We start from the raw sequence: 16,996 nt of genomic DNA, 5'->3' as shown, positions 1-16,996 counted from the left end.
ACCGAAGGCCTTTCTGGTCTGAGTGGCGAGCGTAATCCTTTATTAGGTGGCACGACTGAAGGTCTACCAGGTCTGAGCGGCGAGCGTAGTCCCTTAGGCGGCACGACTGAAGGTCTACCAGGTCTGAGTGGTGAACGTATCCCATTGTTGGGCGGCACAACCGAAGGCCTTTCTGGTCTGAGTGGCGAAGGTACTCCATTACTAGGTGATACCACACCCGGTTTGCTCGGTTTAAGTGGTGATCGTACTCTGTCTATAGGTAGTGCAAATCAGAATCAACAAAGTCTGATGACCACACACCAACCTAGGAGTAATGAATATGGAAGTCAATCTACGTCAGAAAAATCGACAGGTGGTGTGAAAGAACGGGATAAGAATAAAGAAAATTCATCGTCCGAATTGGTATCTCAAACATTACAAGGAAGCAAGGATAAGAAGAGTTATCCAAGAGAACTAATGCGAGTGTATCCAGTTGCTTTATTCTTGTTTTTAGCTACTATTACAATAATATCTATTAGTTATTACAATACAAAGTTAGAGAAAAAATCTGAAAAGTAAGGAGGCATAAACGAGTGCTATCACGACAGCTACGGTTAGTAAAGAAAAATAGGCTCGGTAGTATTGGCCTAAAGTCTACTCTGTTTTTAACAGTAGGCTTAGCGCTCTTAACGACGAGAACGGCATCTGCATTTGCTAACATGATGACTACAGAGGAGGAAGCAGTTCTTCAAGTCGCTATGGAGACGATTTCGTCCCAGTCACCCCTTCCTTCTATTCTGGAGCAAGGGGAGAACGACGTGCCAGAGATGGAAGTCATAAAAGCAAATAAACAAGCGAAGGTTCCCGAAGTATTAGAAAACCATCTCACAGTAGACCCAATTGCACCAGGGACTCAAAAGATATCAGGAGAAACGATTCCAAATGCTGTCGTAGATATTAGAGTTGATGAAATATCGCAGACATCAGTTGAGGACCTATTCTTCGCAGACAACAATGGGAAGTTTTCGCTTAAGTTAGAACGTCCTATTACCTATAACCAAAAAATAGAGATTACCTCCAGTCATCCGAAAATATTTACCGCAGAGGAGGAGGATGAGGTTGAAGGGGGAGAAGCACAAGTAGTGCTTACGACTCCAAGGCATCCCGCAGCTTATGTTATTCCTGAAGCTCCTCTTAAGAAGATAGAGAATCATCATCAGGTTTTTGTTGAACCTCTTTTTGAAGGATCTAAGAAGATAGAAGGTCATACCTCAGTTGAGGGGACTGTTTATGCAATGATTGGCGGGACGATTGTATCAAAGCCAGCTAAGATTCAAGATGGTTATTTTGAAGTAGAATTGCTAGACCATTTAGCAGAAGGATATTTTCAGTCTATTCATGATGTGAAACTGTCTTTTATATCTCATGATGGTTTGCCAGTAATGAAAGAAGTACCTGTTTATAAGCTAGGAGAAGGTCTAAAATCTAACCCTCAGCCGTCATTTAGCTATACTCCACTTGTTTCCAAACATACAGAATTTTCAGGTATAGCTGAGCCACTAGGACGTGTACAGTTATACAACGCTGAGACCGGAGAAATGGTTACGGAAGCTCTGGTTGATGAGGAAGGAAAATACTCGAAACCAGTCCCAGGTTTAACCAGTAAGGCTAGATTTTATCGTGTATTCATCGGATTTCATAATGATTATCAAATGTTAGTTGAGCAGACAGTGGATGGTATAGATAAGCAGATCGACTCTTCTAATGTTCCCAAAATATTGAATCGTATTATATTTAACAACACTGAGGAATCTTCCCGCTCCTTGGTAGTGCCACCTATTCATGATAGAAAGGATTACATAGTTGGACAGAGTTATTATCCCTATCATTTTATTAGAGTAACATCTTCGATGTTAGACAAAAAGTTTCCGACATTTATGACTGATGAACTGGGTTATTGGGGACTTGATTTTAGGGATTTGGGAATGGCACTTGAGCAGGGGGAAGAGCTTAAGTTTGAAGTGATTAATCCTAAAAATTACAAGGTTTTAGCAACGGAAACAGTAACTGTTAAAGGGATGGATGATGATTTGGCACCAGAAGATCATTCTTTGGTTTTGCCTACTATTACGAGTGAGACGGGATATCTAACCGGAAAGACTGCACCATATATTCAGATTAGAGTCCATCAAGATGGGAAGCTTTTAGCTGAGACTCATTCAGCGGGAGACGGTAAGTTTGAGCTCGATTTTGGGGATGTAGTTTTTCAACCTAGAAGTCTATTGACGTTTACAGGATTTGATCAACAGGGTCAGCAAATCTTGTGGGAAAATATTCTTGTGAAAAAAGGTAGTGGAAAACGAATTAAAAAAGTTATCCAAAAGGGTGAAACAGATGAAATGAAGAGAATAGATAAACAGCAAGAAGTCCTCTTTAAGAATAAGAAAGTAGAGAAAGGAGAGCTGTTGCCCCCATCTGTGAAAATTAGTGAGCGTTTACAAGAGGATAAAGAGTATTCTTTGCCAGTGGAAAAAGGCAATGAATCAATAGAGGAAAAACGTCAGTCTGCTATTGGAAGCGGACCAAAGACAGTGTCCGGATCTGGACAGAACAACAATACCCTACCAAAAACGAATTCATCACTATCACTTGATCTTATTTTGCTAGGATTAGGTAGTATTGGTTTGATAAGTCATTTAAAAATCGTGAGAAGGGGTTTTGGTAAATGATAGAGTGAACAGCTGATATTAAGAGAGTGCATTTATGTCGAGAGGTCCTTGTTTCTGAGTTTAGTGGCGAAAATCCATGGTATCCCGAATTTGACACTTTCTTAATGGGGCGCAGTCTCACGTAAGAAGCAAGTCGTTCCTCAGTTGACAGAAAGCTTTAATGCCTAATAAAATCTAAAAATCCCAAGTCTGATTAGTCAGATTTGGGATTTTTTAAGCTGAGGTTTTCTAGAAAATGTAAGAACTCTTCTTTGCGTTGGACAGTTGATTGTAATTGGTTATCTTTCCAAATCTGGAACCGGGTCTCGATGAGTAAGCGGACGATTCGGTCCATCAGTTGGCGTTCGGTAGGGGTACGCTTTTTGTGAAGGCTATTTATTTTTTGCAATTTATCTAAGGTGTTTACTGTAATATCACTAAAACGGTAGATTCCTGCTTCGATAAAGGCGTCGAAAAAGAGGTCGAAAAATTGTCTGAGCTCTTCAGAAGTTAAGCTGGAGGTCCAATGTTTAAGCGCTTGATCTAGCTGAAGGCTATCATCGGTGACTTGATCAACCATTTTGAAATCATTACCAATAATTTCCCAACTGAAGCAAATATGTTGCTGAAAGCCGATAGCGTTACTCTTGACAATCTGAGCCTCTTTTGGAGGTTCGAGCATGAGTCCTACAATAGAGCCTTGAGGAATAATGGTGCAAAGTTTATCTTGAATAGCGTTAAATCCGGGAGATACTAGCGTGCTTTCATGGAGACCTGGAGCGTCAAAACTATACACAGCAGTTATCTGTTCTTGAAGAAAGTGTTCTTGCTTACTAGAAGCATAGACAGCTAGATTTCCGCCCTTAGAGTGACCGGCAATCGTATATTCCCCTGGAAGGGTTTTTATCAATTTTTGGAGGTATCGGCTAGCGGAACGTTGGGCAGGAATCTCAGGCATAAAAGACATGTAAAAGTCCTCTTTCCAGCCAATCAGAGTATCGTCAGTTCCTCGGAAAACCGTTAGAAACTTCTGGGGGAGGAACTGGTAGCAGATGGCAGCAAATTGTTTTTGGAGTTCGAAATTATAGTCGTTAACATAGCCAAAGGCCTTGATATGCTTGAAGCGTTTACTGGAACTCATTTTTTCTAAGAGAGTGAGGCGTTCCTTGGTGACCATTGAAAGTGGAGGATAGCCTTCTGAGAACTGTTCTTTGAAGGCACGAGCTAGTTCATCTAGACGACAGGCCTGCTCTAGATTAAAGGGATAGGCGACTAAATGATCAAACGGCAAGTAGGACAATTCGGTCAAGGCGAGGATATCCAAGCGATTAATCGGTTGATCGTAAAAACTATCGTGCTGGCTAGTTTCAAGATAATCTAAAAGGTTAGGCATAGGGCTCTTTTCTATAAAGAAGAATAATTTATTCTATCATATCCTATTGGAGGGAAAAAGACAATAAAAGAATGACAAAAAGTCATGATGTAAGCATGAAGTACCTGCATGCAAGCATTTTCGAGTTGCAGACATTTTTTTGAAAAGATCACCCAAATAACTGGATCTTGGTCGGAAATTTGCCTCATCATTGGCATTGTGCCATACATTTTTCTAAAATCTTGCTCTCTGAAAACCCAAGTTTCTTCATGGATTTGGCATGGATAGAAAGTGAGGAGACCTTTAAAAACCAAAAAAATATTGGACTTGAGAAGGGTGAAACCATCGTATTTTCTAGCTCAATATCAGCCTTGTTATCCTTTGAATCTGTCGTCTTCGTTGGAAAGTTTACCAGATTTAGTCTTTTGTGAAAAGGAAAAAGTTTGTGATTCAAAAAACTTTGAGGGATAATGCCTTTATGGTAAAATGGCACAGGTATCATTATTTAGGAGTATGTAAAGATGAATTGGAGACAGAAGCAACTGCGCTTTGCTATTAGGAAATTAAAAGTAGCTGTGGCGTCAACTGTTGTAGGATTAGCTGGTTTAGGTGTTATGGCACCAGTAGTCGCTGCACAAGAGAGTGCTCAAATTGCAGTGAGTCAGCCGGTCAATTACCGTTATGTCTTGGAAGCGGAATTGACTGCTGAGGAAAAGGAGAGGATTGTTTCACAATTGCCTGAGCATGACTTGGGTGATTATGAGACTTACTACATGGTTTACCGTCCTATAACACAGCTGCCACAGACGGGCCAAGAAACAGATTTTGCTTTGGGAACTTTGGGAGCTGGTTTACTGGTCTTAGGGCTTGTTGCCTTGAAGGGGAAGAAAAAGCGTATTGTGGTCAGCATGACTCTCTTGAGTCTGGGAGGGGCTGTTTCGGTGTCTGCTTTGCCTATAGAGAGTCGTCTGTCTACCTATGACCAAACTTATTCTCTGCGTCTGGGGGATGAGCTTCCAGAGACAGTGCTTGATATTCCAAATCATGAGTTTATCGGTTACTTGTTACCGGAAGAAGAGCAGGAATCAAACTCTCTGCCTCAAGACAGTGCAAAAGATGACCGAGAAAAAGTCGAGGATCAACAGGCTGTCAATCCGATTGATGCACCAGTTGAGGTCATAACGACTAACGAGTCACTTGTTTCGGTTGCGGAAGAGACTATGCCCGCTATTACAGAAGTTGTCCAAGAATTGGCTTTTGAGACGATTTACCAAGAAGATCCGACGCTTGAACTTGGGCAGGAAGTGGTTCTTCGGGCTGGCCAATTGGGTCAACAACGGCTTCAGTACCGAGGGGATACTCTGCTTTCTCAGGAAATCTTAGTTGAGCCTGTGGCCCAGATTGTTGCGCGTGGGACTAAGAGTGAACCAGTAGAGGAGTCTCCACTTCCTGAATCGCCGAAACCAGTCACATCAGTCGTCACAGAAGCGGTTGCCTTTGAAACAGAAATGCTTATGGATGAGACCTTGCCACTGGGTGAGGAAGTCATTCTTCAAGAGGGGGCTCCAGGTCTGCGTGAGAATACCTATATGGATGGACAGCTGGTCGGCAGTCGTTTGCTACAAGCGCCAGTCAACCGTCTTATCAAGAAGGGCAGTCTGGTCCAGACAGAGCCTGCTGATCCAGAGGCGCCAGAACTGCCAGCTGAGCCGGTTGAGACTCGGACGACAGAGGAAGTGCCTTATGAACTAGAAGTCCTTGCGGATGAGACCTTAGCTTTAGGCGAGGAAGTGCTTGTCCAAGAAGGGGTTCCAGGTCTTCGAGAAGTGGTTTATCTGGATGGTCAATTGGTTTCTAGCCAGCTTGCTCAAGCGCCGGTAGCTAGGATTGTCAAACGAGGCACCAAACCAGTAGAAGCTGAGATTCAGACGGTCCAGGAAGAACTTCCGTTTGAGACCCTTTATCAAGAGGATGAGACCTTGCCAGAAGGTCAGGTAAGAGAACTCCAAGCAGGGGTTCCTGGTTTGGTTGAGAAGACTGTAAGGGATGGAGAGCTTATTTCTCAAATAACAATCAGAGAAGCTGTGCCACGGATCGTAGCAAGAGGGACTAAAAAAGCAGTCGTCCCCGTTGCTGGGCAGGATGTTGACGTCGAAAGAATTGTCATTCCATCGCCAGAGGTGACAGAAGACGATGCAACCCTTTGGAGCGGCGAGAGAGATACCTCACAGGGGGCTGATGGAGAGAAAGAAGTCACCACGACCTACGAAACCCTTGATGGGGTTCGCCAGCCTAATCCGACTGTCTTAGAAGTGGTCACTAAGGAGCCAATTCCTACAGTTGTCAAGGTTGGTACCAAGCCGATTGAGGGCCAAGTGACCAAGACACGGGTTGAAGCGATTGCCTTTGATACCGAGACGGTCGAAGATTCGGATCAGTACACCGATTATCGCACTGAGACCGGAGGGCAAGCTGGTGAGAAGACCATCACAGAAGTTTTCAAAACGATTAAGGGTCAAGAAACAGAAGAGCTCCTGAGTTCCAGCGAGGAAGTCACTCTGCCAGCAGTAGATAAGATTATCACTGTCGGTACCAAGCCGATTGAAGGAACGATCACTCGCCAAACCACAGAACCGATTCCTTTCAAGGAAACCGTTCAATATGATCCGACTAGGCTTAATTCAACACCAGAACGAGTGATTCAAGAAGGCCAAGAAGGTCTCCGAACCATCACCAAAACGTATAAGACTGTTAAAGGTGAGATCGTTGGAGAAGCTATTAGAGAAAGTTCTGAAATAACCAAAGAAGCTGAGAATCACATTATCGAACGTGGGTCAAAAAATCTGACGGAAGCGGATCAGCAGACTCCTGTTGCGATCAAGCAGACTGTTCCAGTTAATGCAGAGTTAGATCCCCAAGCTAGTCTTTCACCGGGGCTGTCAAATGTTGCTAGTTATAGCTGGAAAGAAGGGGAGAAACCAAGTACTGCTCAAATAGCACAGAATATACCAGGGACAGTTCTTGTGACCTATACGGATGCGTCAATGGACGAAGTACCAGTTCGTGTAGATGTCATCCAAGAGGAGAAGACCAAGCCGACTCTAGTGCTCAGTCAGTTGATAGAACATGACGATGAGAAGAAAATCACGCTCAATTATGATTTAACGGATCTGAGTCAAGCCTATATCGGTGCTGTGGTGGATATCTATGATGGTGATAAGTTAGTAAAAACACAGAACTTGACCACCTTTGATGACTTTGATATGGCCGGCTTAGATTGGCATATTCCTTATACGCTTAAAACGACGATGACCTATAATGTTGGAAATGGGAATCAGACACAGGTCTTAGAGGATGTTCCATTTGAATTGGACTATAAAAAGGTTGAGATCAAGCATGTTGATCGCGTTGAACTCTATGAGAAGCAAGCTGACGGCTCTTACCGAAAATTAGACCGATTGACAACTAAGCCGACAGATCATGCGAAATACTATGCCAAGGTGATGGACAGCCAGCAGCGGGATATTTACCTGTCGGTCAAGTCTTCCGAAGAGGCAAATGTGGATGGAAACACGGTTTATAAATTAACAGCAACTGCCCCACAATTGATTGAGTACAGCGGCGAAGGAACGGATAATCAAGAGGATTACCATTTCTATGTGCCAAAATTTGTACCGTCTGCTAATGGGAAATACACCACTTTTGAAGACTTAGTGACGGCTATGCGAGCGAATCCAGCAGGAACTTTTGAGCTTGCAGAAGATTTAGAGGCTAGCGATTTTGTCCTTCCTGCTGGAGCGACCAGCTATATCCCAGAAGTTTTCTCTGGGAAGTTGTTAGGGGCTAATCATAGTATCTCTGGTTTAAAGGCTCCGCTGTTTAACAAGCTAAATGGCGCTTTCACGGTTAGTGATCTGGATTTGAAAAATGTTGCCATTAACCAGCCGAATGTCATGGAAATAGGAGCCTTAGCCAAGCAGGCTGATGCGAGACCGGGCAAGGGGCGTGTGACCAACGTTGCTGTTCAAGGCAATATCACTGGGGAACGATTGGTAGGCGGACTGGTTTACCTAGCTTGGAACACTGCTTTTGAAAATATTTCTTTTGAAGGCAATATCACGACAACAACTAATTGGCAAGTCAATATTTCAGGTGGTTTAGTGGGTTACCTCCGTGGAGAAAGTACGATTGATAAGGCCAAAGTAGATGCGAATATCACTGTCAATGCAGCGCAAAATCCTGGAAGTTTCCATATTGGTGCCATCTCAGGTGCTGCTGAGGTGACTCCTGCTTTGGCAGAAGGAAATATTCGCAATGTTGTTGCTCAAGGTAAGATTCAAAATGTAGGATCAGCCACAGCCAATGTGGCAGGCTTGGTCGGATCGACAACCGCCAACACTCGAATCCGAAATGCGGTAAGTAGTGTTCAAGTGACCAATGGTAAGGAACTCTTGGCTAAATCTGGCTCTCCACTAGCCCTTGATGAAACCGTTGTTCAAATCGCTGGAACCAGCTCGACGCAATCTGAAGGTGTTCCGACAAAGACAAGAGCAGAAGCTCAGACTCAGATTGACGCCATGGGGATTACTGTGTCGACAGCCGATACAGATCGAAAAGACCTGAACCAGTATGATGTAGACTACAGTAAGGTAGCAGGCTATCAGGCCAACAATCAGCTGAAGTATACTAATACCGAAAAGCTTTTACCGTTCTACAACAAGGAATTTATCGTCAAGGAAGCCAATCGCTTACCTGAGGATCATGCTCTAGCGACTAAAACAGTGGTATCGGTAATTCCGATGGCGGACCAAAAATTCGTTTCAGATTATGCGAATGAAAAATCTGCCATCAACAAAATTATGGTTTACTTTGCAGATGGCAGCAAGGCTGAATATGCGGTGACGTATCTGGAGAATTTTAAGGATACTGGAATTGCTGAGTACCAGCTAGATGGACTGGATATGCTTTATACACCAGAGCAGATCCTAACTCACTATCCTCATCTTGTGAGTCAAATCTTACCAACCTTGAAGTCTGTTGAATACCATTCTTCAGAGCTTTTGACAGCACTTGGGCGGACTGGAAATGCTACGGAAATGATGGATAAACTTTACCTTAAAGAATCCTTCGAGGCGATTAAGGAGAACCTTCCGAGTGTTTTGAATGCTGTCTTATCAACGTCAAATGTTATTGCGACAGATCGTACGGATTTGGCTGATTACATAGTGACGAACAAAGAAGCTTTATTGATGGGCTTAGCCTATGTTAACCGTTGGTTTAATATTGACTTTGGTCAGGTTAATGCCAAGGAACTCATTTTATACCATCAAGATATCTTTGGCAAAGCAACAAGTACCTTGGATTGGTTGATCAGTATCGGTAAAGATTATGATCAATTGCGTATGATCAATCATTTAGCAACCTACAAGACAAGCACAGAAGCTCACACTGGGCAGGAAAGTCTATTTGATTACCTCAGCTTCTATCGTCAGCTCTTTACAGAGATGGATGAAAATACCTGGTTCAAGTCAGCCTCCAAAGCCTATATTGTTGAAGGGCAATCCTTAGTTCGGCCAGATGTTGATGTGCGTGCCTACCATAAGTTGCTCAACGATACTCAGGCGCGCCACTATATCTTGCCACTTTTATCCGCTCGTGAAGGTATCTTCTATATTTCCAATATGTCTACGATTAACTTTGGAATGTATGACCGCTACGTGGATATGACCCTCAAAGAGACAAATCCGAGTCAATATGCAGAAGAGGTTGCTAAAATTAAAGCCAAAGTTGATCAGGCCAATATTCGCTTCCGCGATCATTTTGACTTCTGGTACAGGATGTCCTTAGATACGGTTAAGGAGCGTAATATTAAGGCGGTTCCAAATTGGGACGGTTACCAGATTAACCGTGAAGGTCTCAATAAGGACAAGTGGCTCAATATGACAGGTGATTTGACCAATGCAGCTATTCAGGATTTCTTTGGACCACTGGAAGGTTCGCAAGGTTCTCACTATGCCAATAAAGGAGCAGGCGCTATGGCAGTAGGGTCCTACACGCAGTTTATGTATTCTAAGATGCTAGATGATGCTTCTATTTATACGCATGAGATGGTGCATAATTCAGATGGTCTCATTTATTTTGGAGGTTATGGGCGTCGCTTCGGTCAACGCGCGGAACTGTTTGCCCAAGGCCTCCTACAGGCACCTTATCATGCCAATACTGAGAATTTTGGGATTAATAGCATCTTTGACTATAGGGGAACAAGCTCAGAGACCGCAGAAAACCGTTACCAAGCTCTAACTCCTGAACGATTCCAGACAAGTGCAGACCTTCAGACCTATTTTAAAGGGATGTTTGATGTACTCTATACCTTGGATAAGTTAGAGGCAGATGCGATATTGGCGCTTTCGAAGGAGGAGCAACGTCGTTTCTTTAATAAGATAGAGAACTATTATGTGAAAGATACTGTCTTAAACATTGACACCCATGCAGGCAATAGGATCAGGAAGTTTACCGATGAGGAATGGGCTAAGATGAACCTGACTACAGTAGAAGATTTAGTAGATCATGATGTGATTAGTCACCGCCAGTTTAGTTTAAATGCTGATAATCAACGGGACTATAACCGAAATGGTTACTATGATATTCCGATGTTCTCGCCAATCTATTCAGCTTTGGATAATCCAAACGGCGCACCTGGTGATATCATGTTCCGCCGCATGGCTTTTGAATTGTTAGCTGAAAAAGGCTATCAAGATGGCCTCCTTCCTTATATTTCTGACCAGTATTCGTCATTAGCCAAGGAACGTGGTTCTCTTGGTACGGAAACATGGCCGAGCCCTCATACCGTTGGTCGGGTAACTGACAGCTTAGTGCTTGAACAAGTCTTTAAGGGAGAATACCAAGATTGGAAGGCCTTTAAAAAAGCAATGTTCCAACGCCGAGCAGAGCAGCTGGCAAATCTGAAACCAGTTAGCATCAACTACAAGGGTGGAACGGTTGATATTACTTCTAGTGAGCAGCTGAAGACCCTAATGCAAGAGGCAGTGAATGAAGATCTTCAACGCTTCCTGGGGACAGACGAAGCTGTTAAATCAGCACAGAATAATAACAGTTATGCGCGTGCTTCTCGCGTCAAGGAATTGAAGGCGAAAATCTTTAACGCCTACCTACGTCAGACCGATGACTTTAGAACATCAATTTACAACAACTAGGCGAATAGTTGAAAGGTTTGGAGAAGACATTCTTCAAATCTTTTATTTTTAATCACTATTATGCTTTACAAACTAGTTGATACATGCTATACTAGCATTAGATAACTAATAGGTAAAACATACTAGATGAGAAAGGAGTAAAGATGGCAGAAACACAGTTACTTAAGGGAGTGCTTGAAGGGTGTGTGCTTGAGGTCATTGCTCAGGAAGAGATTTACGGCTATGAGCTCATTCAACGTCTAAAACAGTATGGGTTTTCGAGCATTATCGGCGGAACGATCTATCCCTTGCTGCAAAAGTTAGAAAAAAGAGGCTTGATAGCAGGTGTGATGAGAGCTTCGCCAGATGGACCTGACCGTAAATATTTTCAGCTGACGGAGGACGGTCGGGTTTACCTGAATGATTTTTGGCAGCAGTGGACGGAATTAGTGGAAAAAGTTAGTCAAGTTAACGGAGGAAAATATGATGAAAACACCTAATATCTATCACTATCAGCAACAGATCAATCAAATTCTCAAGGCATTGCGACCTGAAAACAGGGCTTATTTTGACCAGCTGGAACAGTACATGACTTCCACAGCTTTGACCCATGATGAGGAAAAGCTCTATGAACAGATTTATACCATGGCGAGGGATTTGCAGGAGGCGGAAAAAGATGGGCTTACTGCTGAAGATTTTTTTGGTACCCAGCCCAAAGATATGGCGGATGAGCTATTAGCTAATAGTCCTAAAAACCCTTTGAGACGTCTCTTGGAATTTACGGTTGTCTTTATGGCTGTCAATCTTTTCCTGCCGTTTTTCAAAACAGGGCAACTGACAGTGGACATGGTAAAGGAACTCGTAACTGCTGGGCTTATGGTGGCCGGTCTAGCCTTTGTTTATCGCCAACTGAAGAAAAAGTTCTATAAAACGCCGTTCAATCCTTATAGGAAAACAGCTTGGTACGGTATGGTGTTTGGGATGCTTCTCCCTCGTTTGACCGAGCACTTACCTGCTTCAGGTCTGCTCATAACCATTCCGAGTCCATTGGACAGTGTTGTTTTACTGGGCATTATTGCTATCCTCGCCTACAAAGTCTGGCCGATGCCAAGGTATCGCATCCTTCTCTTGCCAGCCCTTGCGCTCTGGTTTAGCGGCTTCTTGGAACAATGGCAGAGCAGGGGAGTAGATGTTGGTATGTTGAGCAGCTATTGGTTCAAAAGTTTACTGGTTTTGGTTACGATTGGTCTGTCCTTATTTACAATGATAAGAAAACAACGACAAGAACGCGGACTCGATTAGAATGAGCTCCTACTTGAGAGATTAAGCCTTACCTTGCTAAGCAGAGTAAGGTTTGTGCTATAATGAAAAAAGGGGATAAGCGTATGAAGAATAATGTGATAGTTGGCTTGGTATTTTTGATGTTTGCCTTTATTCTAGGGATAGTCGTCAAACCATGGTATTTGGGTGTGCCTTTCTTACTAAGTGGTTTATATTATATGATAACATCTGTGACAACAGAAAAAGACAAGGAGGACAATCATGACATTTGAAGAGATTTTACCGGGGCTAAAGGCCAAAAAGAAATATGTCCGCACAGGCTGGGGTGGGGCTGAAAATTATGTCCAGCTCTTTGACACCATCGAGGTCAACGGACAAAAGCTGGAAGCGACGCCCTACTTTCTCATCAATGTGACGGGTGAGGGAGAGGGGTTCTCCATGTGGAGCCCGACGCCGTGTGATGTGCTGGCGACAGATTGGGTGGAAGTCCATGACTAAAACAGTCCTCGTAACAGGCGTCTCCTCAGGCATCGGTCTGGCTCAAGCTCAGCTATTTTTAGAAAATGGCTGGACAGTTTATGGGGTGGACTGTGCTCTTGCTCCTGACTTGCAGGGAGACTTTCATTTTTTGCAGCTGGATCTGACAGGTGAGGTGGCAGGACTTGTGGATTTTTGTCCCTGTCCAGATGTCCTGTGCCTGACAGCAGGGGTCTTGGACGATTACAAGCCTCATCTGGAGACGACGGAGGCGGACATGGCGCGGATTTTTGCGACCAATGTTTTCAGTGTGACACGGCTGGTCAGTCTCTATCTGCCTCAGATGGTGGCGAGGCAGTCAGGGATTATCATCACCATGTGTTCCATTGCGAGCTTTCTAGCAGGAGGTGGTGGTTCTGCCTACACAGCTAGCAAGCACGCCCTCGCAGGCTTTACCAAACAGCTGGCTCTAGACTACGCTCGGGATGGGGTTCAGGTCTTTGGGATTGCCCCAGGAGCGGTACAGACAGCCATGACGCAGGCAGATTTTGAACCGGGAGGTCTGGCTAGCTGGGTCGCTGATCAGACCCCAATCGGTCGTTATACCCAACCTCTGGAAATCGCAGAGCTGACCCTCTTTCTCGCCTCTGGCAAGGCCCAATCCATGCAGGGAGAGATTGTACGTATTGACGGCGGCTGGGGGTTGAAATAATGCTAAGGATTGCTTTTTAATCACAGAAAATATGGTATAATAGTGTTTATAAAGGAGCCAGACGAAACTGAAGTCTAGCTGAGACGAGCAGTGCGATGACGAAATCTTGAAGGAAAAAGATTGTCTACGAGGTTTTAGAGCTGCGCTGTTTCGAATGGCTCCAAAACCTAACAGCTCAATGCTATCTGCTGTTTGCCGTTTTAGAGCTGCGCTGTTCCGAATGGCTCCAAAACACAGTATTTATCGCAATGATGGCTATATTTGTTTTAGAGCTGTGCTGTTTTGAATGGCTCCAAAACCGTCTTTGAAATTTGAAACAGTTTGGAGGTGTTTTAGAGCTGTGCTGTTTTGAATGGCTCCAAAACGAAAATTATCAGTTTTGTTGCTATTAAAGGGTTTTAGAGCTGCGCTGTTTCGAATGGCTGTATAGACATTTTTGTGAGTTTTTTCTCTTCATGGCTTGGAATAGTAGTGTTAGAAGGACTCAGGAGATGAAGGGATATGCTTCGGTGGTAGTTGGGGGTGAAATGACCAAATATCTTGAAATTGGATTTGGCAACCGTTGGTTCATGCGGACAGAGTTTGAGGCTGACGTTGGCACAGAGCATGAGGTGAAGGGTTGGGTCAGACCTATAGCCCCTCAGTCTGTTTACCTGCGTCTTTGGATCGGTTCCCGTGTCTTTATTTGGGATAGTAAAGATGGGATAAAATGCGGTGAAAAATCGCGTAAAGCTCTAAAGTGCGTCTTAGGAATTCGCTCCAAGTAAAATTAGCTCCCCCTAGAGTAACCTTATCAGCCTTTTTGATGAGGTATTTTTATTTTGTTTTTGATGAATTGCTAGTAGAAGAAAGGAGACATCGATGCCTGATAAAAAGCGTATATAGCCTAGCAACAGTTTATGTTGCGTTGGTGCTATTGAGTTTCATCTATAATTTCCATGTCAGAGGGAATGCCTACTAGGATAGTGGGCTTATTGTGGCTGAGCTTCCTTTCTTGCTAGTATTAGTCGCTATTTCGAGTCGGTATGTTTTGAAATACCAATAAAGAATGGCCTCGCCGAGCGAGGCTTCTCCTAAGCATCATTGTTTTTTAACTGGTTTTTAACCTTTAGTGCTGACTCTCTTTTTCGCCCCTGGGAAACCCCAGTCCATGAAGGGCGAGATTGTACGAATTGGTGACAGTTTGGGGTGAAATGACCAAATATCTTGAAATTGGATTTGGCAACCGTTGGTTCATGCGGACAGAGTTTGAGGCTGATGATGGCACAGAGCATGAGGTGAAGGGCTGGGTCAGACCTATAGCACCTCTAGTTTTATTTGCAGGTATTTTAAATATTATAGTAATTGTTGCTTGTATGTATCCGTGTTGGCTAGGTTGTTCCCTGTAGGCAGTTGACCTTATCCTACCCTTCTTGCCCTTTGTGGTATAATAGAGAAAACGAAAAGTAGAGGTAGATAGGATGAAAAAGATACTCAAAAACTTTCTAATCTTTTTTTGGATCATCATGATGGGTGTGAGTTATTGGCTCTTTTTGCCACCTCTAAATCCGTTAAGTCCTGGTTTTTGGATGTTTGTGTTGGAAGGACTGGGATTAGCATTTGTGGCTCTCCTTATTTTGGCCATGGTTGAGTCGATGGGCACAGCATCGTCCAATCAGAGAGCTAAGGGCTTACGAGGACGTAAGGAAGTGACACCGACATCAACCGTTTATAACAAGCCATTGACTTGGATTGGAAGTAGTGCCTTGGTGTTAGTTCTCCTGTTAATTGGACTGAATTTCTTCAATTCACGGATTTTTCGTGCCAAGAGCTATGCCAACGTGATTACGGTCAAGGAAGCTGATTTTACAGAGGATTTTCCAGAAACAGACATTTCGACCTTGGCTTTGCTGGATCGCGCTTCCGCTAAAAAAATAGGAGATACCTATTTAGGAACAATTGATAAGGTGTCGCAGTTTGGAATTTCAGATGATTATCGTCAGATTGCCATTGGAAAACAGCCTTATCGTGTATCTCCCTTGGAGTATAAAAACTTTTGGAAATGGCTCTCCAATCGGACAGAAGGGATTAGCTACTATGTGAAGGTGAATCAGACTACAGGAAAAGCAGAACTCGTTAAATTAGGCAAGGCTATGAAGTATTCGGATTCAGAATATGCTTTTCGTGATACCATGCGTTATCTGCGTTTTAAATATCCCTTCACTCTTTTCGGCGATCCCTCTTTTGAAGTGGATGATGAGGGGAACCCTTACTACGTAGCAACTATTTATCAGCCAAAATTTATGTTGTCGTCCAAAGATCCAGTAGGGGTTATCCTATTAGATGCAGTTACAGGCGACACCAAGGAATATGACTTGGAAAATACTCCCGAATGGGTGGATCGTGTTTTCTCCGCTAATAATGTGCTGACGCGGGTTGATGATTACTATACCTATCAAGACGGCTTCTGGAACACGGTCTTTAGTCAGACCGGTGTCAAACAGACAACCGACAGTTACAACTATATTTCTATTGGCTCAGATATCTACCTTTACACAGGGATTACCTCAGCGACTGCAGATTCATCTAATCTAGGTTTTATTTTGGTAAATATGCGGACTCGCCAAGTCACCAATTATAAATTGGCGTCAGCTACTGAAACAGCTGCTCAGGAATCTGCAGAAGGAGAAGTGCAAGAAAAGGATTACGAGGCTACAGCGCCAACCTTGGTCAAATTAGATGACAAGGCTTATTACCTCGTATCCCTCAAGGACGATGCCGGACTTGTCAAATCCTATGCTCTAGTGGATGCGGAAGATTACCAGCAAGTCACGGTTAATAATGACATCGAAAAGTTGATTTCGCAATTTACCGATAGGGACACCTCGGCCTTATCTGGTGCCTCTGGCACAGCTTCTGGTAAGGCAACCAATGAATTGCAAATGATTTCAGGTACTGTAGAAGCTCTTGCCAGCCAGATGATTTCAGGTTCAACTGTCTACTACATTTCGTCAGCCGGAGAGATTTATAAGGTTAAGGCAACAGAAGAGACCACAGACCAACTTCCATTCTTAAAGGTAGGCGACAGTTTTACTGGTCAACTTGGAAAAGACCAATACTTGAAGAACTTTGAAATTGTGGTAGAAAAAAAGGAAACCACAGAGTAGTTCCTTTCTCAAACAACTGTCTTTGTTTATGCAAAAAGAGGCCGGGCAAAAACTAGCCTCAAAATCAAACCACACCGTGATTTCTGTCTTGAAAACAATCAAGATGAAAGAATCACTGTGTGGTTTTT

At 43.5% G+C, this 16,996-nt stretch carries 12 protein-coding genes; 11 read left to right on the top strand and 1 reads right to left on the bottom strand.

Annotation, left to right across the window (positions count from 1 at the left end):
* Together ABID29_RS11415 and ABID29_RS11410 are read left to right on the top strand one after the other, a co-directional pair.
* Positions 1 to 558: hypothetical protein (locus ABID29_RS11415; protein WP_354366246.1), on the top strand; the 558-nt coding region annotated here is incomplete at its 5' end.
* A gap of 239 nt (positions 559 to 797) precedes the next feature.
* Entirely contained in the window at positions 798 to 2,708 is a 1,911-nt protein-coding gene (locus ABID29_RS11410; RefSeq protein WP_354366245.1) for a hypothetical protein, read from the top strand.
* Between the two features lie 193 nt (positions 2,709 to 2,901).
* On the opposite strand, the gene ABID29_RS11405 is transcribed toward ABID29_RS11410, so the two are convergent.
* Positions 2,902 to 4,080, bottom strand: coding sequence for a DUF2974 domain-containing protein (locus tag ABID29_RS11405; RefSeq protein ID WP_354366244.1), 1,179 nt, complete (start codon positions 4,078 to 4,080; stop codon positions 2,902 to 2,904).
* Between the two features lie 500 nt (positions 4,081 to 4,580).
* Between ABID29_RS11405 and ABID29_RS11400 the strand changes: the two genes are divergently transcribed.
* The 9 genes from ABID29_RS11400 to ABID29_RS11360 all read left to right on the top strand — a co-directional run bounded on the left by ABID29_RS11400 (position 4,581) and on the right by ABID29_RS11360 (position 16,868).
* Positions 4,581 to 11,273 carry a ZmpA/ZmpB/ZmpC family metallo-endopeptidase gene (locus ABID29_RS11400; protein WP_354366243.1) on the top strand — a complete coding sequence of 2,231 codons (6,693 nt, stop codon included), beginning with the start codon at positions 4,581 to 4,583 and terminating at the stop codon, positions 11,271 to 11,273.
* Between the two features lie 143 nt (positions 11,274 to 11,416).
* Positions 11,417 to 11,752: a PadR family transcriptional regulator gene (locus tag ABID29_RS11395; protein ID WP_354366242.1), complete on the top strand. Its 336-nt coding sequence runs from the start codon at positions 11,417 to 11,419 to the stop codon at positions 11,750 to 11,752.
* Positions 11,739 to 12,554: a DUF1129 domain-containing protein gene (locus tag ABID29_RS11390; RefSeq protein ID WP_354366241.1), complete on the top strand. Its 816-nt coding sequence runs from the start codon at positions 11,739 to 11,741 to the stop codon at positions 12,552 to 12,554. The genes ABID29_RS11395 and ABID29_RS11390 overlap by 14 nt, the downstream gene beginning before the upstream one ends.
* Before the next feature lie 83 nt (positions 12,555 to 12,637).
* Entirely contained in the window at positions 12,638 to 12,805 is a 168-nt protein-coding gene (locus tag ABID29_RS11385) for a hypothetical protein (protein ID WP_354366240.1), read from the top strand.
* Positions 12,795 to 13,031, top strand: a complete 237-nt coding sequence (locus tag ABID29_RS11380; protein WP_105156501.1) for a DUF2829 domain-containing protein — start codon at positions 12,795 to 12,797, stop codon at positions 13,029 to 13,031. The genes ABID29_RS11385 and ABID29_RS11380 overlap by 11 nt, the downstream gene beginning before the upstream one ends.
* On the top strand, positions 13,024 to 13,722 hold the full coding sequence (locus ABID29_RS11375) for a 3-oxoacyl-ACP reductase (RefSeq protein ID WP_354366239.1): 699 nt from the start codon (positions 13,024 to 13,026) through the stop codon (positions 13,720 to 13,722). The genes ABID29_RS11380 and ABID29_RS11375 overlap by 8 nt, the downstream gene beginning before the upstream one ends.
* Before the next feature lie 491 nt (positions 13,723 to 14,213).
* Positions 14,214 to 14,489, top strand: coding sequence for a DUF3977 family protein (locus ABID29_RS11370; RefSeq protein ID WP_435533165.1), 276 nt, complete (start codon positions 14,214 to 14,216; stop codon positions 14,487 to 14,489).
* A gap of 426 nt (positions 14,490 to 14,915) precedes the next feature.
* Positions 14,916 to 15,110, top strand: a complete 195-nt coding sequence (locus ABID29_RS11365) for a DUF3977 family protein (protein WP_354366238.1) — start codon at positions 14,916 to 14,918, stop codon at positions 15,108 to 15,110.
* A gap of 72 nt (positions 15,111 to 15,182) precedes the next feature.
* Positions 15,183 to 16,868: a hypothetical protein gene (locus tag ABID29_RS11360; RefSeq protein WP_354366237.1), complete on the top strand. Its 1,686-nt coding sequence runs from the start codon at positions 15,183 to 15,185 to the stop codon at positions 16,866 to 16,868.
* Positions 16,869 to 16,996: the final 128 nt, after the last annotated feature.

The sequence above is a fragment of the Streptococcus rupicaprae genome (assembly GCF_040545225.1).
GTDB classification, from domain to species: Bacteria; Bacillota; Bacilli; order Lactobacillales; family Streptococcaceae; genus Streptococcus; species Streptococcus rupicaprae.
The sequence above is the reverse complement of the archived record's forward strand: the minus strand, read 5'-3'. Positions and strand labels throughout refer to the sequence as shown.